Genomic DNA, 19479 nt, shown 5'->3' with positions numbered 1-19479 from the left:
TCCCCAGGACCTCCCGGAAGGGGCCCCTGAACAGGGGCCCCTTCCGCGTACCCGCCGGCGCTCGTCCCTCGGTCGCGCCCGCCGCTCGACCCGTCAGCCGACGCCGTAGAACAGCCGGTCCACCACCGCCCGGGCCCGACGGGTGGTCCGCCGGTAGTCGTCCAGCAGTTCGCCGCTGTGCCCGGAGCCGTACCCGAGGTAGCGGGCCACCCCGGCCAGCTCCCTGGCCTCCCCCGGGAAGCTGTCCCCCGGCCGCCCGCGCACCAGCATCACCGCCGCCCGCACCCGGGAGGCCAGCACCCAGGCCGCGTCCAGCACCTCGGCGTCCTCCGGCTCGACCAGCCCGCCCGCCACGGCGGCCGCCAGGGCCGCCCTGGTCCGGGTGGTGCGCAGGCCCGGCAGCTCGTGCCCGTGCCGGAGCTGCAGCAGCTGCACCGTCCACTCGACGTCCGCCAGCCCACCCCGGCCGATCTTGGTGTGGGTGGTCGGGTCGGCCCCGCGCGGCAGCCGCTCGGCCTCGATCCGCGCCTTGATCCGGCGGATCTCCATCACGTCGCGCTCCGGCACCCCGCCGCCCGGGTAGCGCAGCGGGTCGATCAGCTGCCGGAACCGCGTGCCCAGCTCCTCGTCCCCGGCCACCGGCTCGGCCCGCAACAGCGCCTGGCTCTCCCAGGCGTGCGACCAGCGCCGGTAGTACGCCGCGTACGAGGCGAGGGTGCGCACCAGCGGTCCGCTGCGGCCCTCCGGCCGCAGGTCGGCGTCGACCAGCAGCGGCGGCTCGGTGGAGGGCGCGCCCAGCTGGGAACGCAGCTCGTGGCAGACCGCCTGGGCGGCCCGGGCGGCCTCCTCCTCCAGCGAGCCGAGCAGCGGCTCGTGGACGAAGAGCACGTCCGCGTCCGAGCCGTAGCCCAGCTCGTGGCCGCCGAAGCGGCCCATGGCGATCACCGAGATCCGGGTCGGCAGGTCCCCGTGCTCGGCCTCCCATCCGGCGACGCAGGCGCGCAGCGCGCCGCCCAGGGTGGCGGCGTTGAGCGCGGTGAGCGCCTCCCCCGCGGTGTCCAGCGCCTCGGCGGGGTCGTCCCCGAGCCGGCCGAGCACGTCCGCGGCGGCGGTACGGAACAGCTCCCGGCGGCGCACCGAACGGGCGGCGGCCACCGCGGCCCGGGTGGAGCCGGCCCGGCCGACGGCGGCCAGCACCTCCGACTGCAGCGCCGCCCGGCCGCGCGGTTCCAGGCCCTGCGGGTCACCCAGCATGGCCACCGCCTCGGGGGCGCGCAGCAGCAGGTCGGGCGCGAGCCGGCCGGCCGACAGCACCCGGGCCAGCTGTTCGGCGGCGGCGCTCTCGTCGCGCAGCAGCCGCAGGTACCAGGGGGTGCGGCCGAGCGCGTCGGAGACCTGCCGGAAGTTGAGCAGCCCGGCGTCCGGGTCGGCGGACTCGGCGAACCAGCCGAGCAGCACCGGCAGCAGGGTGCGCTGGATCGCGGCCTTGCGGCTCACCCCAGAGGCGAGCGCGCTGAGGTGGCGCAGCGCGGCCGCCGGGTCCGCGTAGCCCAGCGCCTCCAGCCGGGCCCGGGCCGCTTCCGGGGTCAACCCGGTGGCTCCCGGCGGCAGTTCGGCGACGGCGTCGAGCAGCGGCCGGTAGAACAGCTTCTCGTGCAGCCGCCGGACCTCCACCGCGTGCCGCTTCCACTCGCGTTGCAGGGCGGCCACCGGGTCGGCGCGGGTGTCGTCGTTGATCAGCGCGGCGAGCGAGCGGGCGAGGCGGCGCAGGTCCTCCTCGGCGGTGGGCATCAGATGGGTGCGGCGCAGCCGGTACAGCTGGATGCGGTGCTCCAGCGAGCGCAGGAAGCGGTACGCGGTGTCCAGCGAGGCGGCGTCCGCCCGGCCCACGTACCCGCCGCGGGAGAGCGCGGCCAGCGCCTCCAGGGTGTTGCCGCTGCGCAGCGCCGGGTCGGTGCGGCCGTGCACGAGCTGGAGCAGCTGTACGGAGAACTCGACGTCGCGCAGCCCGCCCGGGCCGAGCTTGAGCTGGCGGTCCAGTTCGGTGGCCGGGATGGAGTCGACGACCCGGCGGCGCATCTGCTGGACGTCGGCGACGAAGTTCTCCCGGGCGGCGGCCTGCCAGACCATCGGGGCGAGCGCCTCGACGTACGCGGCGCCGAGCTCGGCGTCCCCGGCGACCGGGCGGGCCTTGAGCAGCGCCTGGAACTCCCAGGTCTTGGCCCAGCGCTGGTAGTAGGCGAGGTGGCTGGCCAGGGTGCGCACCAGCGGGCCGTTACGGCCCTCGGGGCGCAGATTGGCGTCCACCGGCCAGATGGTGCCCTCCCCGGTGGTGTCCGAGCAGAGCCGGGTGAGGGCGGCGGCCAGCCGGGTGGCGGCCTTGACCGCGTCGTGCTCCTCGACGCCCTCGCGCGGTTCGGCGACGAAGATGACGTCCACGTCGGAGACGTAGTTGAGTTCGCGGCCGCCGCACTTGCCCATGCCGATGACCGCGAGCCGGCAGGCCGCGGCGGCCTCCGGGTCCTGCTCGGCGGCGAGGTCCAGGGCCGTCTGGAGGGTGGCGCCGGCCAGGTCGGCGAGTTCGGCGGCGGCCTGCGCGAGGTCGGTGGTGCCGGTGAGGTCGCGGGCGGCGATGGCGAGCAGGCAGCGGCGGTAGGCGACGCGCAGCGCGTTCGCGGGGCCGAGGGACAGGTCGGCGCGGACGCCTTCGGCGAGGGCGCGGCGGAAGTCCTCCGGGCCGGGGTGCATGTCGCGCAGCTCGAAGGTGACCAGCACGTGCCAGTCGTGCGGGTGCCGGGCCAGGTGGTCGCCGAGCGCGGTGGAGACGCCGAGCACGCCGAGCAGCCGGTCGCGCAGCGGCTTGGAGGTGGTGAGGGTGTCGCGCAGGGTGTGCCGGTCGGCCTCGTCGGCGGCCTCCAGCAGCCGGGCCAGGCCGAGCAGCGCGAGGTCGGGGTCGGCGGTGGCGCCGAGCGCGTCCAGCAGCACGGGGTCGTCGGCCAGGCCCTCCAGCCCGGGGCCCTCCAGCAGCCGCACCGCCCGCGCCGGGTCGGTGAACCCGCGCCGGACCAGCCGGTTCTCCGGCCGGCTGACCCGGCTCCCGGCCCGTTGTTCCTCCACCGCCATCGACCCCTCCATCCGTCCGCCCAAGCAGGTTACGCGCCTGTGGGCCGCCCCGCCGGGCATGCCACGGGCCCGGTCCGCCCGAGCGCCGGCGGGCCGGGCGGCGCGCCCCCGGGGCGCGGCGTGGCGTGTCGGCTTGCCCGCCGGCTCGACGGCGCGGTGGAGTACGCATGGCCGGCCGGGACGCCCGCCGGGGCGGTGCCCGGCGCGGCCCCGCCCGCCCCCTCCCCCCGCACTCCCGCCCGAAGGGACGACCCCATGGCGACCGAGCACCCGGCCGAGCGGAGAGCCCCGCGCCGACACCCCCTGCGGCTCGCGATCGGCGCGCTCGGCGACCTGCTGTTCACCCTCGGCGTGCTGCTCGCCCTGCTGGTCGTCCACTCGCTGTGGTGGACGAACCTCACGGCCGACCGTCACGCGGACCTCTCCGCCGCCCGGCTGCGCCAGTCCTGGTCGGCCCCTGCCCCGGCCGCCCCGCCGACCGACGCCGCACCGCCGCTCGGCCAGGGCGACGCCGTCGGCTTCCTCCACGTCCCGGCCCTGGGCGCCGGCTACCAGGTGCTGATCAAGGTCGGTACCGACGGGGAGACCCTCGCGGACGGGGTCGCCGGAGCCTACACGGCGCCGTACCGCTCGGCCATGCCGTGGGAGGCTTCGGGCAACTTCGCCCTGGCCGCCCACCGCGACGGCCACGGCGCCAGGTTCCACGACCTGGACCGGCTGCGGCCGGGCGACCCGCTGGTCGTGGAGACCAGGGACCGCTGGTACGTCTACCGCGTCGACGCCACGCTGCCCGAGACCGCCAAGGACGACACCGGTGTCATCGCCCCGGTCCCCGTCGGCTCGCCGTACGGCGGGCCGGGCCGCTACATCACCCTGACGACCTGCACGCCGGTCTACACCTCGCTGTACCGGATGGCCGTCTGGGGCAGCCTCGTCCGGGAGGAGCCGATGGACCCGGACCGCACGCCGCCCGCCGAGCTGCGCTGAGCCGGTCCGGTGGACATGCGACGGACGGGCGGTGCGCCACGCGCACCGCCCGTCCGCCAGCCGGTCAGATCCGTCGGTCGGTCACCGGGCACTCCGGTCGGAGCGCCGGCCGGCGCGCATGGCCACCGCACCCGCCGCGATGAGCGCCGCCGAGAGGCCGAACAGGGCTGGCGAGGTGTCGCTCCCCGTCTCCGCCAGCTCCCAGTGGTGCCAGCCGTGCTCCTCCTCGTGGCCGCCGTGGTGGCCCTCGTGACCTCCGTGGCCCTCGTGCCCCTCATGGCCTTCGTGGCCCGGGTGGCTCGGGTGGCTCGGGTGGCTCGGCCCGTGCCCCGGCCCCTCGCTGTACTTGGCCTTGTTCACATTGGAGATGTTGTTGGTCTGCGAGGCCGACTGACTGTTGCTCGCCGTGTTCTGCGAGGAGTTGTTCGCGCTGGCGGTGGCGCTGTTGTTCGCGTTGTTGTCAACGGTGTTGACGACGGTGTTCTGGACGACGACCGTCACGTTGACGTTCTGGTCCTGGCTCTGTTGGCCGTTCTGGGACTGTGACTGGTTCTGGTTCTGGTTCTGGCTCTGGCTCTGGCTCTGGGACTGGTTGCCGCCACCACCGTGGCCCCCACCGTGGTCGCCGGGGCCCTCGCCCCCACCGTGGTCACAGGGGTTGCAGTGGCAGGCGTGGTGGTGGTGGTGGTGGTGGTGGCAGTGCTTGCCGGTGAGGCCCGACAGTCGGTCCAGCTCGCCCAGTCGGTCGAGGTACCCGAACGTCGACGGCAGGGCCGTGTTCCGACCGCGCTCGCCGTCCTCCTCGCCCGGCTCGGTTCCTTCCGCGGCCGGCGGCTCCTCCCCGCCCGGCTCGGCGGCGGTGACGGCCGGGGCCTGGGCCTGGGCCTGGGCCGGAGCCGCCGCCGCGGCCGGAGCCGCCGCCGGAGCCGCGGCCGGGGCGACGGCCGGGGCCTGGGCCTGGGCCTGGGCCTGGGCCGGAGCCGCGGCCGGAGCCGCCGCCGGGGCCGCCGCCGGGGCCGCCGCCGGGGCCTGGGCCGGGGCCTTGGCCGCGGGCGCTTCGGCCGTCGCCGTCACTGTCTTGGTGCCCTCCGTCCGCGAGGACTGACGGGCCACCAGTTCGGACGGGACGGCACCACGGCTGTCGAAGTTCCAGGTATGGGTGGCTCTACCGCTGCCCTCCGCCGCCGCACGGAGGAGCCCGTCGACCCATTCACCCTGGGCCTCCGCCGGTACGGCGGCTGTGTGGTGGTCGGCGACGGGCGAGGCGTAGGCCGCGGAGCCGGCACCCAACACGAGGGCGGCCGAGGTCAGTCCGGACAGGGCCAGGGCGGTGATTCGAGTACGCATGACACTCCAGGATGATCCGCAGAACGGATCTTCTGCTTACGCCTCCGCGTCACCCCGCCATGGCGCGCACCGCTGCAGAGTAACCTCATTGGCCCAGCGGATTAGCGTGCGTGGGGTACACCGCCCGAGCGGCCCGGACCGGCCGACGAACCGTCAGAGCACCTGGAGGTTCTTCCGCAGCTCGAAGGGGGTGACCTCGGAGCGGTACTCCTCCCACTCGTGCTTCTTGTTGCGCAGGAAGAAGTCGAAGACGTGCTCGCCGAGGGTCTCGGCGACGAGCTCGCTGCGCTGCATCAGGTCGATGGCCTCGCCGAGGTTCTGCGGCATCGGTTGGATGCCGAGGGCGCGCCGCTCGGAGTCGGTGAGCGCCCACACGTCGTCGTCGGCGCCGGGCGGGAGTTCGTAGCCCTCCTCGATGCCCTTCAGGCCGGCCGCGAGGGTGACGGCGTAGGCGAGGTAGGGGTTGCAGCCGGTGTCCAGCGAGCGGACCTCGATCCGGGTGGAGCCCTGCTTGCCCGGCTTGTACATCGGGACCCGGATCAGCGCCGAGCGGTTGTTGTGGCCCCAGCAGATGTAGGACGGCGCCTCGCCGCCGGCTCCGGCGGTGCGCTGGGAGCCGCCCCAGATCCGCTTGTACGAGTTCACCCACTGGTTGGTGACGGCGGCGGTCTCGGCGGCGTGCTTCAGCAGGCCGGCGATGAAGGAGCGGCCGACCTTGGACAGCTGGTACTCGGCGCCGGACTCGTGGAAGGCGTTGCGGTCGCCCTCGAACAGCGAGACGTGGGTGTGCATGCCGCTGCCGGGGTGCTCGGAGAACGGCTTGGGCATGAAGCTCGCGTGTACGCCCTGCTCCAGCGCGACCTCCTTCATGACCAGTCGGAAGGTCATGATGTTGTCGGCGGTGGACAGCGCGTCGGCGTAGCGCAGGTCGATCTCCTGCTGGCCGGGGGCGCCCTCGTGGTGCGAGAACTCGACCGAGATGCCCATCGACTCCAGCATGGTGATCGCCTGGCGGCGGAAGTCGTGGCCCACCCCGCGCGGGGTGTGGTCGAAGTAGCCGGACTGGTCGGCGGGGATCGGCGGGGTGCCGTCGCCGGGCAGGTTCTTCAGCAGGAAGAACTCGATCTCCGGGTGGGTGTAGAAGGTGAAGCCCTGCTCGGAGGCCTTCTCCAGGGTGCGCTTGAGCACGAACCGGGGGTCGGCGAAGGACGGCGAGCCGTCGGGCATCAGGATGTCGCAGAACATCCGGGCGGTGCCCGGGGTCTCGGAGCGCCACGGCAGGATCTGGAAGGTGGTCGGGTCGGGCTTGGCGATCATGTCGGACTCGTACACCCGGGCGAATCCCTCGATCGCCGAGCCGTCGAAGCCGATGCCCTCCTCGAAGGCCTGTTCCAGCTCGGCCGGGGCCACCGCGACCGACTTCAGGAACCCGAGCACGTCGGTGAACCACAGCCGGACGAACCGGATGTCACGCTCTTCGAGCGTCCGAAGCACGAACTGTTGCTGCTTGCCCATGGGGACAGTCTCACCTCTGCTCTTTACGCTCGTGTTACGCCTCGGAGGCCCCCGCAAAGACCTCGTAAAGCGGCTGCCCCCATCATGGCCGATCTCCGCCCGACCCGGCAGCGCCGACCCCCGCCGTCACTCCCCACCCAGGACATAGCGTCAGTTAGACGATTACACTCGGGGCATGCCCAATCTCCGTCTCGCCCTGAGCCAGATCGACCCCTGGGTCGGTGACCTCGACCGCAACGGCGACGAGGTGGTGCGCTGGACCAGGCTGGCCGTGGAGGCCGGCGCGCAGCTGGTCGCCTTCCCCGAGATGGCCCTCACCGGGTACCCGGTGGAGGACCTCGCCCTGCGCGGATCCTTCGTCGAGGCCTCCCGCGCCGCGCTGGTCGGGCTGGCCGACCGGCTGGCGGCGGACGGACTGGGCGAGGTCCCGGTGGTGGTCGGCTACCTCGGGCGTTCGGAGCACGCCTCGCCGCGTTTCAACCGCCCGGCCGGCTCCCCGCAGAACTGCGCCGCGGTGCTGCACCGGGGCGAGGTGGTGACCCGCTTCGCCAAGCACCACCTGCCCAACTACGGCGTGTTCGACGAGTTCCGCTGGTTCGTCCCGGGCGACCAGCTGCCGGTGCTGCGGGTGCGCGGGGTGGACGTCGCCCTGGCCATCTGCGAGGACATCTGGCAGGACGGCGGGCGGGTCACCGCCGCCCGCGAGGCCGGCGCCGGGCTGCTACTGGTGGTCAACGGTTCCCCGTACGAGCGGAACAAGGACGACCAGCGGCTGGAGCTGGTGCGGCGCCGGGCGGCCGAGGCCGGCTGCACCCTGGCGTACGTCAACATGGTCGGCGGCCAGGACGAGCTGGTCTTCGACGGCGACTCGATCGTGGTCGGCGCGGACGGCGAAGTCCTGGCCCGCGCACCGCAGTTCGAGGAGCACCTGGTGGTGCTGGACCTCGATCTGCCGGCCGCCGCGAGCGACGACACCGACGGGCTGCTGCTGAGCGACGGCCTGCACCTGGTCCTCACCGAGCTGGGCGGCGAGCCGCAGGCCGCGCCCGCGGTGCGGCTCACCGCCGGGGTGGCGCCGCGGATCTCGGACGAGGCCGAGATCTGGGCCGCGCTGGTCTCCGGCACCCGGGCGTACGTGACCAAGAACGGCTTCCGGTCGGTGCTGCTCGGCCTCTCCGGCGGCATCGACTCGGCGCTGGTGGCCGCGATCGCGGTGGACGCGGTGGGCGCGCGGAACGTGCACTGCGTCTCCATGCCCAGCCGCTACTCCTCCCTGCACTCCCGGGACGACGCGGCCGAACTGGCCCGCCGCACCGGGCTGTCGCTGCGGACCGTCTCCATCGCCCCGATGTTCGACGCCTACCTGGGGGCGACCGAACTGACCGGCCTGGCCGAGGAGAACCTCCAGTCCCGGCTGCGCGGCACCCTGCTGATGGCGATCTCCAACCAGGAGGGGCACCTCGTGCTCGCGCCCGGCAACAAGAGCGAGCTGGCGGTCGGCTACTCGACCCTGTACGGAGACTCGGTGGGCGCCTACGGGCCCATCAAGGACGTCTACAAGTCACTGGTCTTCCGGCTGGCACGCTGGCGCAACGAGGAGGCCGAGCGGCGCGGCGAGGTGCCCCCGATCCCGGAGCACACCATCACCAAGCCGCCGTCCGCCGAGCTGCGGCCGGACCAGGTGGACACCGACTCGCTGCCCGACTACGACGTGCTGGACAGCGTGCTGACCCGCTACATCGAGGGCGACGAGGGCCGGGACGCGATCGTCGCGGCCGGCTTCGACCCGGCCCTGGTGGACCGGGTGGTCCGGCTCGTCGACACCGCCGAGTACAAGCGGCGCCAGTACCCGCCGGGCCCGAAGATCTCGGCCAAGAACTTCGGCCGGGACCGCCGCCTGCCGATCACCAACCGCTGGCGGCGCGGCTAGCGGACGGGCTGGTAGCGGTAGCTGGCGGCCACCCCGAGGTGGTCGCTGCCGTCCCGGGGCAGGGTGCGGGAGTCCACCGGGTCCAGCCCGCCCTTGCTCATGATCTGGTCGATCCGGGCCGTCGGGAAGGCGGCCGGCCAGCTGAAGCCGAAGCCGTCTCCGGCGGCGCCCTGGGCCGAGCGCATCTGCGAGGTGACCGGCGCCAGGCTGCGGTCGTTCATGGTGCCGTTGAGGTCGCCGAGCAGCAGGACCTTCTTCAGCGGCTCGGCCTCGATCGCGTCGCCGAGCGCCTGCGCGCTGAGGTCCCGCTGGTTGACGGTGAAGCCGCCCTCGGCCTTCAGCCGCACCGAGGGCAGGTGCGCCACGTACACCGCGAGCGGGCCCTGCGGGGTGGTGACCTCGGCGCGGAAGGCCCTGGTCCAGCCCATCTTCAGGTCCACCGGGGAGACGTCCCCGATCGGGTACTTCGACCAGAGCCCGACCGTGCCCTCCACGGTGTGGTGCGGGTAGGCGGCGGCGAGCCCGGTCTCGTACGAGCGCAGCTGCCGGCCGGCCAGCTCCTGCAGGGCGACGATCTGGGCGCCGGAGTCCACCAGGGTGCGGATGGTGCCCGGCACGTCGGTGTTGGCGGCGGCGACGTTGTGGCTGACCACCGTCCAGTCGCCCTTGCCGCCGCTCTTGTCCGACAGCAGGCCGCCGAACAGGTTGACCCAGAGCACCAGGGGCAGCAGCAGGGCGACCAGCGCGGTGGCGGAGCGGCGCAGCAGCGCGGGCACCAGCAGCACCGGGACGGCCAGGCCCAGCCAGGGCAGGAAGGTCTCCAGCAGGCTGCCGAGGTTGCCGACGCTGTTGGGCACCTCGGCATGGAAGGCGAGCAGCGCGGCGGTGAGCGCGGCCAGCGCGGCGATCACCAGGCCGCGCCGCCAGGTGCCGCTGCCGCGGGCGTCCCGGCCCCAGTGGCGCAGGCCGAGGAAGCCGCCGCGGCGCGCCGTGGGGGCCGGGCCGTCGGCGCCGCCCCCGGGGGCCGCGATCCGCTCGGTCCTGTCCGCCTGCGCCATGAAGTGGCTCCCGTCGCTCGTGCCGTCGCCGTTCCGGTGCCCGGCCCGTCGTGAGTGCGGGCGTCTACCGGGTCGGTGCCGGTGTGGTCGGACCCGGCTCAGCCTATGCCGGGACAGACGTCGGGCCTGCTGAGCGGGTTCCGGCGTGGCCCGGTTTGGTGAGGGAGGCCACGTCCGGGGCGAGGCCGCGCGGGGGGCGGGCGAGGCCGCGCGGGGGCGGCCCGGTCAGCGGGGTGCGAGGCCCTCGAGCACGGAGTCGACCAGCTTGCGGGCCAGGTCCGGGTCCTCCAGGTCGGAGTCGTCCCACAGGATGCTGCGGTAGAGGATCGGCCCGAGCAGCAGGTCGTTGAGCAGGTCCACGTCGAGGTCGTCGCGGATCACGCCCTCGGCGACGGCCTGGCGGATCAGGCGGAGCCCGACCTCCCGGCGCGGTTTGATCACCCGCTCGCGGTAGGCGGAGTACAGCTCGGGCAGGGTCTGCATCTGGCCGAGGGCGGCCTTGAGCACCCAGCGGGTGCGCTTGGCCAGGCCGCGCCGGCGGATGTGGTCCACCAGGGCGATCAGGTCGGCCCGGGCGCCGGCGCCGGCGGACTCGGGCAGCGGCTCCTCCAGCCGGCTGACCACGTCGACCAGCAGGGCTTCCTTGTTGGGCCAGCGCCGGTAGATGGTGGCCTTGCCGACGCCGCCCGCGGCGGCGATGCCCTCGATGGTGAGCTCCGACAGCGCGGTGCCGCCGGCCATCAGGTCCTCGACGGCCGTGAGGATGGCCTGCTCGGCGGCCTCGCTGCGGGGCCGGCCACGGCGTACCTCGGCGCAGTGCTGCCCGGTGCCGGCGGTCGGCGTGTCCGTCTTCATCCCCGCTGTCTCTCCCTCGTGGTCGGCCCCGCCGCCCGGTGGCGTACCCGGATGACAGGGCCATTGTCACTCAGTCACGGCGCGCGCCGGCCGCAGGTCGGGCGTCCGCGGCCGCGGCCTCCCGTGCCTGGCCGCGCTGTTCGGGGGCCGGACCGGCCGGGCCCGCGGGGGTGGCCGGGCGGCGCGGCAGCAGGAACCAGGCGACCACGGCGCCGACCAGCGAGACGCCCACCGAGAGCGAGGCGACCACGTGCATGGCGTGGATGAAGGAGTCGTTCGCCGGGGCGATCAGCGCCTGGCCGCCGGGGATGCGGTCGGCGATGGCCAGGGTGGCCTCCAGCGACTCGCCGGCCTTGTCGCGCAGGTCCTCGGGCAGCCGGGTGAGGGTGTCGGCCATCCCGTCGCGGTAGGCGGTGGAGAGCACGGCGCCGAGCACGGCGACCCCGAGCGAGCCGCCGACCTGGCGGAAGGTGTTGTTGACGGCCGAGCCGGCGCCGGCCTTCTCCCGGGGCAGCGAGGCCATGATCGCGACGGTGACCGGCGGCATGACGTGCGCCATGCCGGCGCCCATCACCAGGCCGAGCAGGACCAGCACCCAGATCGGGCTGGTGGCGGTCAGCACGACGTAGCCGAGGAAGCCGAGCGCGACCAGCAGCATGCCGCCGGTGGCGGTGGCGGCGACGCCGAGCCGGTCGACCACCAGCCGGGCCCGCGGGGCGAACACCAGCTGGGCGGCGGCCAGCGGCAGCATCAGCACGCCGGCCTGGAGGGCGCTGTAGCCGCGCACGCTCTGGATGTAGAAGACGCCGAAGAAGGAGACGCCCATCAGCGCGAAGAAGATCACGCCGACGACCACCACGGAGGCGCTGAACACCCGGTTGCGGAACCAGGTGACGTCCAGCGCGGGGAACGGGGTGCGGCGCTCGAACCAGACGAAGGCGGCCAGGGCGAGCACGCCGACCAGGGTCGGCACCCAGGCCTCGACCGCGGTGAAGTCGGCCAGCTCGCCGCCCTTGATGATGCCGTAGATCAGCGCGACCAGGCCGACGATCGACAGCAGCACGCCGACGGGGTCCATCCGGCCCGGGTTGGGGTCCTTGGACTCGGGGACGAGGATCACCATCGCGACCAGCGCGACGACCACGATCGGGACGTTGACCAGGAAGACCGAGCCCCACCAGAAGTGCTCGATCAGCAGGCCGCCGGTGATCGGGCCGATGGCGATGGCCAGACCGACCGCGCCGGCCCAGATCCCGATCGCCTTGGGCTGCTCGGAGCGCTCGAAGACGTTCATGATGATCGCCAGCGTGGCGGGCATCGCGAGCGCGCCGCCGACGCCCATCAGGGCGCGGTATCCGATGAGTTCACCGGGCGAGGCGGCCAGCGCGGACAGCAGCGAGGCGACTCCGAAGACCAGCATGCCGGCCAGCAGAGCGCGCTTGCGGCCGAACCGGTCGCCGAGCAGGCCTGAGGTGAACAGCAGTCCCGCGAAGACCAGGGTGTAGGAGTTGATCGACCATTCCAGGTCGCTCTGGGTGGCTCCGAGTCCGACCGGCGCGGGGGTCGCGATGGTCTTCATCGCGACGTTGAGGATCGAGTTGTCGAGGACGACGACGAGCAGGGCGAGCAGCAGGGTGGCGAGGATCACCCAGCGCCGACGGTGGATGGCTTCCGGCACACGAGGTGGCGCGGCTGCGGTGGTCATGGTTCTTCCCGTCCGTGTTGGCGTGGCACTGGCGGGCATTTACGAGCCGAGCACGTCTCGCAACCCCCCGCACCAGAGTAGCGGCCGATACGATACGAGCCGAATCCGTTTCGTAAAGGGCGGGCAAATTCGGGAGGCTCCCGCGCGCCCCGGCCCGGGGCGGCCCGCACGCCCCGTGTGTCCCGGATCGCACCGGGACGACCGCACCCCTCTTTGCGCCGGAGCCGGGGCGTGCAAGCATGGAGGTGATCCGGGGACGCCGTACGGCGCCACGAGACGACAACCCTTCAGGAGTCCGTTCGATGAACGCTTCTACGCCTTCGCCTGCCCAGAACCAGGCGTCGACCACCTCCCTCTACGGCGGGGTCACCAACCGCCGGGTCACCGTCCGCGACCTCGCCGCCGCCAAGCAGCGCGGCGAGAAGTGGTCGATGCTCACCGCCTACGACGCCCTCACCGCGGGCGTGTTCGACGAGGCCGGCATCCCGGTGCTGCTGGTCGGCGACTCGGCGGGCAACTGCCACCTCGGCTACGAGACCACCGTCCCGGTGACCATGGATCAGATGGTGATGCTCTCCGCCGCCGTCGTCCGCGGCACCAAGCGGTCCATGATCGTCGCCGACCTGCCGTTCGGCTCGTACCAGGAGTCCCCCGCGCAGGCCATGCACAACGCGGCCCGGCTGATGAAGGAGGCCGGGGTCGGCGCGGTCAAGCTGGAGGGCGGGGAGCGCAGCGCCCGCTCGATCGAGCTGCTGGTCGAGGCCGGCGTCCCGGTGATGGCCCACATCGGCCTCACCCCGCAGTCCGTGCACGCCCTCGGCGGCTACCCGGTCCAGGGGCGCGGCGACGAGGCGGCGCACCGGCTGCTGCGCGACGCCAAGGCCGTCCAGCAGGCGGGCGCCTTCGCGGTGGTCCTGGAGGCCGTCCCGGCCGAGCTGGCCGCCCAGGTCACCGAGCAGCTGGCGATTCCGACCGTCGGCATCGGCGGCGGGCCGGACACCGACGCGCAGGTGCTGGTCTGGACCGACATGGCCGGCATGACGGCCGGCCGGGTGCCCAAGTTCGTCAAGCAGTACGCCGACCTGCGGACCGTCCTCGGCGACGCCGCCCGGGCGTACGCCGAGGACGTGCGCACCGGCGCCTTCCCGGCGGCGGAGCACAGCTTCCACTGACGCGACGGCGCCTTCCGCCGACGCACACGGCCCCACGGCCCCGCTCCACAGCCCGGAGCGGGGCCGCTGTCGTGTCCACGGGCGCGGCCGAGAACCGGTGACAGCGGCCTGACAGCGGACGGGGCGGGCCCGACAGGGAGCTGACAGCGGCGGCGGACAGCCTGGGGGCATGACACGAATCGCGACGGCCCCGAACGACCGGGGAACCACCTCCGCACACGCCGTGGAGGTGCACGGCATCGTCAAACACTTCGGTGGGACCAAGGCCCTCGACGGGGTCGACCTCACCGTCAGGGAGGGCACCGTCCTCGGCGTGCTCGGCCCCAACGGCGCCGGCAAGACGACCCTGGTGCGCATCCTCTCCACCCTGATCAAGCCGGACGCCGGCACCGCGTACGTCGGCGGCTACGACGTGCTGCGCCAACCCAAGCAGCTGCGCCGCACGATCGGCCTCACCGGCCAGTACGCCTCCGTGGACGAGCTGCTCTCCGGGTACGAGAACCTCTACCTGATCGGCCGGCTGCTCGACCTCTCCCGCCGCGACGCCAAGGCCAGGGCCACCGAGCTGCTGGAGCGCTTCTCGCTCACCGAGGCCGCCAAGCGGACCGCCAAGACCTACTCCGGCGGCATGCGCCGCCGGCTCGACCTGGCCGCCAGCATGATCGGCCGCCCCCGGGTGCTCTACCTGGACGAGCCCACCACCGGCCTGGACCCGCGCACCCGCAACGAGGTCTGGGACGAGGTGCAGCGGATGGTCTCCGAGGGCACCACCGTGCTGCTGACCACCCAGTACATGGAGGAGGCGGAGCAGCTCGCGAACGAGCTGACCGTCATCGACCGCGGCCGGGTGATCGCCAACGGCGCCGTCTCCGAGCTCAAGGCCAAGGTCGGCGGCCAGACCCTCCAGGTGCGCCCGGCCCACCCGGCCGAGCTGCCGGACATGGCCCACTGCCTGCGGGACATCGGCATCACCAACGCCACCGTGTCCACCGACACCGGGCTGCTCGCGGTGCCGATCACCGACGACGCGCAGCTGACCGCGGTGATCGGGGTGCTCGGCACCCGCGGCTTCGCCGTCGCCGGCATCGACACCAAGGTGCCCAGCCTGGACGAGGTCTTCCTCGCCATCACCGGCAAGCCCGCGTCCGCCGCGGACACCGCCCCCAGCCTCGCCAAGGAGCCCGTCGCATGACCACCGCCACGCTCACCCCCGCACCGGGCCGCACCACCCGGCCGTCGGCGGAGGACAGCCGGATCGGCCTGGTCGGCACCCTGCGCCACGTCGGCGCGCTGACCCGGCGCAACCTGATGCGGATCAAGGCCGACCCGGAGTCGATGTTCGACGCCGTGCTGATGCCGATCATCTTCACCGTGCTGTTCGTCTACGTCTTCGGCGGCGCGATGGCCGGCGACCAGGACACCTACAAGCAGTACCTGATCCCCGGGCTCCTCGGGCAGACCGGCCTCACCCTCGCGATGGCCGTCGGCACCGGCCTCAACAGCGACTTCCAGACCGGCGTGATGGACCGTTTCCGCACCCTGCCGATCGGCCGGTCCTCGGTGCTGCTGTCCAAGATCGCCGCCGAGACCCTCCGCGGGCTGCTCTCCTTCGCGATCCTGATCGGCTTCGCGATGTGCATCGGCTTCGAGGTGAAGACCGGTCTGCTGGAGGTGCTGGCCACGATCGGCCTGGGCCTGGTGTTCGGCATGTCGATCGTCTGGATCTCGATGCTGCTGGGCATGGCCCTGCGCAGCGCCCAGGCCGTCCAGGGCGTGGCCATGCTGGTCCTGATGCCGATGCAGTTCGGCAGCTCGATCTTCGCCCGGACCGACACCATGCCGGGCTGGCTGCAGGCCTTCACCAAGATCAATCCGCTGTCGGCGCTGGCCGACGCCTCCCGCTCGCTGCTCAACGGCGAGGGCCCGGTGGCCCATCCGGTGATGATCGTGCTGATCTGGTCGGCCGCCGTCACCGCGGTCTTCGCCCCGCTGGCGGTCGCCCGCTTCCGCAAGCGGACCTGACCCACCCGACCACCGTCGGCCCCGCGGGGGAAAGGCCGACGGGCAGGACGGCCGGCCGCCCGGGACGGGGCGCCGGCCGACGTACGGGCCCGTGCGGCCGGTGACCAGGGGACGGGCGCCGGCCGTACGGGCTCGACCGCGCGCCGCCGCACCGGCTCGACCGCACGGGCTAGCCGATCAGCCCCTCCAGCACCTCGAAGACCTGCTCCTGGGTCATCCCGACCCCGCCGGCCCGGGCCTCCTCGTACCCGGCCCCGCCCAGCAGCTCCCGCAGGACCGCCTCGGTGCGCACCCGCTCGGCCCGGTCCAGGTAGCCGCCCTTGGGGCCGTTCAGGCCACCGTGCGCGGCGGTCAGCACGGCCGCCACCCGGGCCCGCTCCAGGTCCCCGTCGCGCTGGGCGAAGGCGCACAGCACCGCCGTCACCGCGGGCACCACCAGGACCGTCATGTGTTCGGCGAAGCCGCTCGCCGCCGTCACCGCCCGCAGCTGCCGCCAGCCGTCGCGCAGCAGCTCGAACCCCGCCTCCGGATCCCCGGCCCGGGCGATGATCCAGCCGCGGGAGCTCCGCAGCATCCCGCTCACCAGGCTCGGCGCGAAACCGCCGACCCGGACCGTGTCCAGCCTGTCCAGCTCGGCCAGCGCCTGCGCGAACTCGCCCCGTTGGGCGTGGATGCCGCAGAGCGCCAGGTGACCGAACATCAGTGCCCCGGTGGTGGACTGGTTGAGGCCCGGGGTGTCGATCGAGGCCAGCGCCTCGCGGATGACCCGCTCGCCGCGGTCCATGTCGTGCTCCAGGAGGGCGCTGCCCAGGTTCACCCGCAGGATCGGCACCTCCTGCGACGCGCCCAGCTCCTCGACCAGCTCGATCGCCCGCGCGTACGCCTCGGCGGCGGCCGCGGACTCGCCCCGGTTGGCCAGCGACTCGCCGTGCGCGGACAGCGCCTGGGAGGTCCCCCAGAGGTCACCCGACCGCTCGTACAGCTCCAGCGAGCGCTCGCCGTCCACGATGCTCTGCTCCGCACCGCTCGGCCAGTCGTTCATCATCCTGGCCCGCACCTGGAGGATGAAGGCCAGGTCGCTCACCTCGCCGTGCTGCTCGCAGCCGCGGACGGCGTCGTCGATCAGCTCCTTCATCACGTCCGTGCGGCCGGCCAGGAAGGCGCCGAACACCCGCATCAGCCCGGGGAAGCGGTAGGCCTGCGGCAGGTCCGGCGTGTAGGCGTCCATCAGCCGCTGGGCGACCCGGATCGCCTCCGGGTCGCCCAGGACGTCCAGGTTGCCCTCGAACAGCCCGATCAGCCGGAACATCGCGAGCAGCCGGCGGGCCTCCTCGACCACCCCGGCGGACAGCGGCAGCTCGTACGCGAAGACGCTGCGCTCCAGCGGCACCGGCCGCGGGGCGTCCGGGCCGAACGGGTCCGGGCCGAGCGCGGCGACCGCGTTGTACCAGGTGCGCGCCTCCAGGCTGTAGCCGCGCAGCGACCAGTACCAGCTCATGCCCACCGCGATGAGCAGCGCCTGCTCCTCGTCCCGCAGGTCGATCGCCCGGCGCAGCGCCGTCCGGATGTTGTCCTGCTCGCGCTCCAGCACGGCCAGCCAGTGCAGCTGCCGGGGGCCGTGGATCTGCCCGTCGGAGACGGCGACCAGGGTGCGGAAGTACGCCAGGTGGCGGGCCTCGGTGGCGGTGCGCTCTGCGGCGGACTCGGCGAGGCGCTCGGTCGCGTACTCGTGGATGGTCTCCAGCATCCGGTAGCGCGGCAGGCTGGCCCCGTCCAGGTCGGCCACCAGCAGGGACTTGTCGACGAGTGACAGCAGCAGGTCGGCGACCTCGCCGGAGGCCACCTCGACGCCGTCGGCGCAGACCGTCTCGGCGTCCTCCAGCTGCCAGCCGCCCGCGAACACCGAGAGCCGGCGCAGCACCGCCCGCTCCCGCTTGCCCAGCAGGTCCCAGCTCCAGTCGACCACCGCGCGCAGCGTCTGCTGGCGCGGCAGCAGGGTGCGGCTGCCCGCGGTGAGCAGCGCGAACCGGCCGTCCAACCGGTCGGCTATCTGGCGCGCCGTCATCACCCGCAGCCGGGCGGCGGCCAGTTCGATGGCCAGCGGCAGCCCGTCCAGCCGGCGGCAGATCTCCGCGCAGGCCTCCGGGTCGCCCTGCGGGTCGAATCCCGGACGGGCGGTGGCCGCGCGCTCGGCGAACAGCCGCAGCGCGACCGGGTCGGGCAGCGGCTCGACCGGCAGCACCGTCTCGCCGGGCACGCCCAGCGGCTCACGGCTGGTGGCGAGCACCGTCAGCCCGGGGCACTCGGCGAGCAGGGCGTCGGCGAGGTCGGCGGCGGCCTGGATCAGGTGCTCGCAGTTGTCCAGGACGAGCAGCATCCGGCGGTGGCGGCAGTGCTCGACCAGCCGACGCACCGGGTCCTCGGCCCGCTTCTCGATCACCTCGGCGACCATGCTGGTGCTGTGCAGCACGATCTCGCGCAGGCCGAGCGCCGAGACCACGGCGGCGGGCACCGCGCCCGGGCTCTCCAGCGGGGCGAGTTCGACCACCCAGACGCCGTCCGGCCAGCCCCCGGCGGACTGTTCGGCGCGGCCGGCCTCGGTCGAGAGGCTGGTCTTGCCGGAGCCGCCGGGGCCGGTCAGGGTCACCAACCGACGGTCCGTCAACATCCCGCGCAGCGTGGCGAGATCGTCCTCACGGCCGACGAAGCTGGTCAGCCGGCCGCGCAGGTTGCCGCCGGGGCGTGGGAGTTGGGACGCGGGTGCGGCGTCGGGCCCGGGGGGCGGGGTGCCGGCGGGCTCCGGCTTCGACGCCCGCTGCTCCGCGGGGGCCGCGGGGGTTGCGGGGGTTGCGGGGGTTGTGAGGGCTGCGGGCGTCGCGGGCATCGGGGCGAGCAACTCGGCGTGCAGGGCGCGGAGTCCGCGGCCCGGGTCGACGCCGAGCTCCTCAGCCAGCGCGCGCCTGGTCCGCTCGTAGTGGCGCAGCGCCTCGGCCGTCCGCCCGCTCCCGTGCAGCGCCCGGATCATCAGCAGCTGCAACGACTCGTCCAGCGGCTGCCGTTCGCACAGCTCGGCCAGTTCGGCGACCAGCTCCGCGGCCCGGCCGAGGCCGAGTTCGGCGGTGATCCGGTGGCGGCGGGCCTCCTCGCGCTGGGCCTCCAACCGGACGGCCGGGCCGCCGCGGTCCGGCAGGTCGGCCAGCGCGGGGCCGCGCCACAGTGCCAGCGCCGCGCGCAACCTCTCGGCAGCGAGCGCGTCGTCCCCGGCGTCCAGGGCGCGGCGGCCCTCGCCGGTCAGCCGCTGGAAGTCGGCGAGGTCGGAGGCCGGGCCGGTCAGCCAGTACCCGGCCGGGCCGGAGCCGACCTCGTCCCGGCCGATGGTGCGGCGCAGCCGGCCGACCAGGGTCTGGAGCGCGGCGGAGGAGTCCTGCGGCGGATCGGCGTCCCACACCTCGTCCACCAGGAGGTCGGCCGGGACCGGACGGCCCTGCCGCAGGACGAGGGCGCTGAGCAGGGCCCTCAGCCGGGCGCCGCCGATCGGCACCGGGGTGCCGTCGTCGTGGTGGGCCGTCGTCGTCCCGAGGATGCCGTAGTACACCGGACCATTCTGGTCGATCGCCGGGGGAAGGGCCGCACATTTGTCCTGGGCCCCTCCCCCGGCGGGCGCGTAGGGTGGAACGCCACCGCGCTCCCGGACGTTCACCGGGAGCCGCTTGTCCGGCCACCGGACCGCCCGGCATGATCGACCACGGTCCGAACCCGATCCTC

General features: G+C 73.9%; 12 protein-coding genes. 5 read left to right on the top strand and 7 right to left on the bottom strand.

Going from position 1 to position 19479, the window contains the following annotated elements:
• Nucleotides 1-93: 93 nt before the first annotated feature.
• Nucleotides 94-3123 (bottom strand): bifunctional [glutamine synthetase] adenylyltransferase/[glutamine synthetase]-adenylyl-L-tyrosine phosphorylase, encoded by a 3030-nt coding sequence (locus ACWDBB_RS10880; RefSeq protein ID WP_449789256.1) that lies wholly within the window; start codon nt 3121-3123, stop codon nt 94-96.
• A gap of 255 nt (nt 3124-3378) precedes the next feature.
• Here ACWDBB_RS10880 and ACWDBB_RS10875 point away from each other — a divergent pair, with 255 nt between their 5' ends.
• Nucleotides 3379-4110 carry a class E sortase gene (locus ACWDBB_RS10875; protein ID WP_449789255.1) on the top strand — a complete coding sequence of 244 codons (732 nt, stop codon included), beginning with the start codon at nt 3379-3381 and terminating at the stop codon, nt 4108-4110.
• An 81-nt stretch (nt 4111-4191) separates the two neighbouring features.
• Here ACWDBB_RS10875 and ACWDBB_RS10870 read toward each other — a convergent pair whose 3' ends face one another.
• Entirely contained in the window at nt 4192-5457 is a 1266-nt protein-coding gene (locus ACWDBB_RS10870) for a hypothetical protein (protein WP_449789254.1), read from the bottom strand.
• A 153-nt stretch (nt 5458-5610) separates the two neighbouring features.
• Nucleotides 5611-6972: a glutamine synthetase family protein gene (locus tag ACWDBB_RS10865; protein WP_402412135.1), complete on the bottom strand. Its 1362-nt coding sequence runs from the start codon at nt 6970-6972 to the stop codon at nt 5611-5613.
• A 175-nt stretch (nt 6973-7147) separates the two neighbouring features.
• Here ACWDBB_RS10865 and ACWDBB_RS10860 point away from each other — a divergent pair, with 175 nt between their 5' ends.
• A complete protein-coding gene (locus tag ACWDBB_RS10860) occupies nt 7148-8902 on the top strand; it encodes an NAD+ synthase (protein WP_449789253.1) in 1755 nt (584 codons plus the stop codon).
• Here ACWDBB_RS10860 and ACWDBB_RS10855 read toward each other — a convergent pair.
• The 3 genes from ACWDBB_RS10855 to ACWDBB_RS10845 form a co-directional block, all read right to left on the bottom strand.
• Complete coding sequence (locus ACWDBB_RS10855; protein WP_449789252.1) at nt 8899-9960, bottom strand: endonuclease/exonuclease/phosphatase family protein; 1062 nt, start codon at nt 9958-9960, stop codon at nt 8899-8901. The two genes, ACWDBB_RS10860 and ACWDBB_RS10855, sit on opposite strands and share 4 nt — an antisense overlap.
• Nucleotides 9961-10185: 225 nt before the next feature.
• On the bottom strand, nt 10186-10815 hold the full coding sequence (locus ACWDBB_RS10850; protein ID WP_449789251.1) for a TetR/AcrR family transcriptional regulator: 630 nt from the start codon (nt 10813-10815) through the stop codon (nt 10186-10188).
• 70 nt (nt 10816-10885) lie between these two features.
• Nucleotides 10886-12520: a DHA2 family efflux MFS transporter permease subunit gene (locus ACWDBB_RS10845; RefSeq protein ID WP_449789250.1), complete on the bottom strand. Its 1635-nt coding sequence runs from the start codon at nt 12518-12520 to the stop codon at nt 10886-10888.
• Between the two features lie 302 nt (nt 12521-12822).
• Here ACWDBB_RS10845 and panB point away from each other — a divergent pair, with 302 nt between their 5' ends.
• From panB to ACWDBB_RS10830, 3 genes are all read left to right on the top strand, one after another.
• Nucleotides 12823-13692 carry a 3-methyl-2-oxobutanoate hydroxymethyltransferase gene (gene panB, locus ACWDBB_RS10840; protein ID WP_449789249.1) on the top strand — a complete coding sequence of 290 codons (870 nt, stop codon included), beginning with the start codon at nt 12823-12825 and terminating at the stop codon, nt 13690-13692.
• Between the two features lie 169 nt (nt 13693-13861).
• Nucleotides 13862-14884: an ATP-binding cassette domain-containing protein gene (locus ACWDBB_RS10835; protein WP_449789248.1), complete on the top strand. Its 1023-nt coding sequence runs from the start codon at nt 13862-13864 to the stop codon at nt 14882-14884.
• Nucleotides 14881-15714 carry an ABC transporter permease gene (locus ACWDBB_RS10830; RefSeq protein WP_449789247.1) on the top strand — a complete coding sequence of 278 codons (834 nt, stop codon included), beginning with the start codon at nt 14881-14883 and terminating at the stop codon, nt 15712-15714. The genes ACWDBB_RS10835 and ACWDBB_RS10830 overlap by 4 nt, the downstream gene beginning before the upstream one ends.
• A 169-nt stretch (nt 15715-15883) precedes the next feature.
• On the opposite strand, the gene ACWDBB_RS10825 is transcribed toward ACWDBB_RS10830, so the two are convergent.
• Nucleotides 15884-19309: an AfsR/SARP family transcriptional regulator gene (locus ACWDBB_RS10825; protein ID WP_449789246.1), complete on the bottom strand. Its 3426-nt coding sequence runs from the start codon at nt 19307-19309 to the stop codon at nt 15884-15886.
• Between the last annotated feature and the right edge of the window lie 170 nt (nt 19310-19479).

The organism is Kitasatospora sp. NPDC001095 (assembly GCF_053598615.1).
This window is presented reverse-complemented; position numbering and strand designations above follow the sequence as displayed.

Coding starts and splice junctions, on each gene's coding strand:
- ACWDBB_RS10845 (WP_449789250.1), bottom strand. CDS start 12,520: ATGACCACCGCAGCCGCGCCACCTCGTGTGCCGGAAGCCATCCACCGT.
- ACWDBB_RS10850 (WP_449789251.1), bottom strand. CDS start 10,815: ATGAAGACGGACACGCCGACCGCCGGCACCGGGCAGCACTGCGCCGAG.
- ACWDBB_RS10870 (WP_449789254.1), bottom strand. CDS start 5,457: ATGCGTACTCGAATCACCGCCCTGGCCCTGTCCGGACTGACCTCGGCC.
- ACWDBB_RS10830 (WP_449789247.1), top strand. CDS start 14,881: ATGACCACCGCCACGCTCACCCCCGCACCGGGCCGCACCACCCGGCCG.
- ACWDBB_RS10875 (WP_449789255.1), top strand. CDS start 3,379: ATGGCGACCGAGCACCCGGCCGAGCGGAGAGCCCCGCGCCGACACCCC.
- panB (WP_449789249.1), top strand. CDS start 12,823: ATGAACGCTTCTACGCCTTCGCCTGCCCAGAACCAGGCGTCGACCACC.
- ACWDBB_RS10860 (WP_449789253.1), top strand. CDS start 7,148: ATGCCCAATCTCCGTCTCGCCCTGAGCCAGATCGACCCCTGGGTCGGT.
- ACWDBB_RS10855 (WP_449789252.1), bottom strand. CDS start 9,960: ATGGCGCAGGCGGACAGGACCGAGCGGATCGCGGCCCCCGGGGGCGGC.
- ACWDBB_RS10835 (WP_449789248.1), top strand. CDS start 13,862: ATGACACGAATCGCGACGGCCCCGAACGACCGGGGAACCACCTCCGCA.
- ACWDBB_RS10880 (WP_449789256.1), bottom strand. CDS start 3,123: ATGGCGGTGGAGGAACAACGGGCCGGGAGCCGGGTCAGCCGGCCGGAG.
- ACWDBB_RS10865 (WP_402412135.1), bottom strand. CDS start 6,972: ATGGGCAAGCAGCAACAGTTCGTGCTTCGGACGCTCGAAGAGCGTGAC.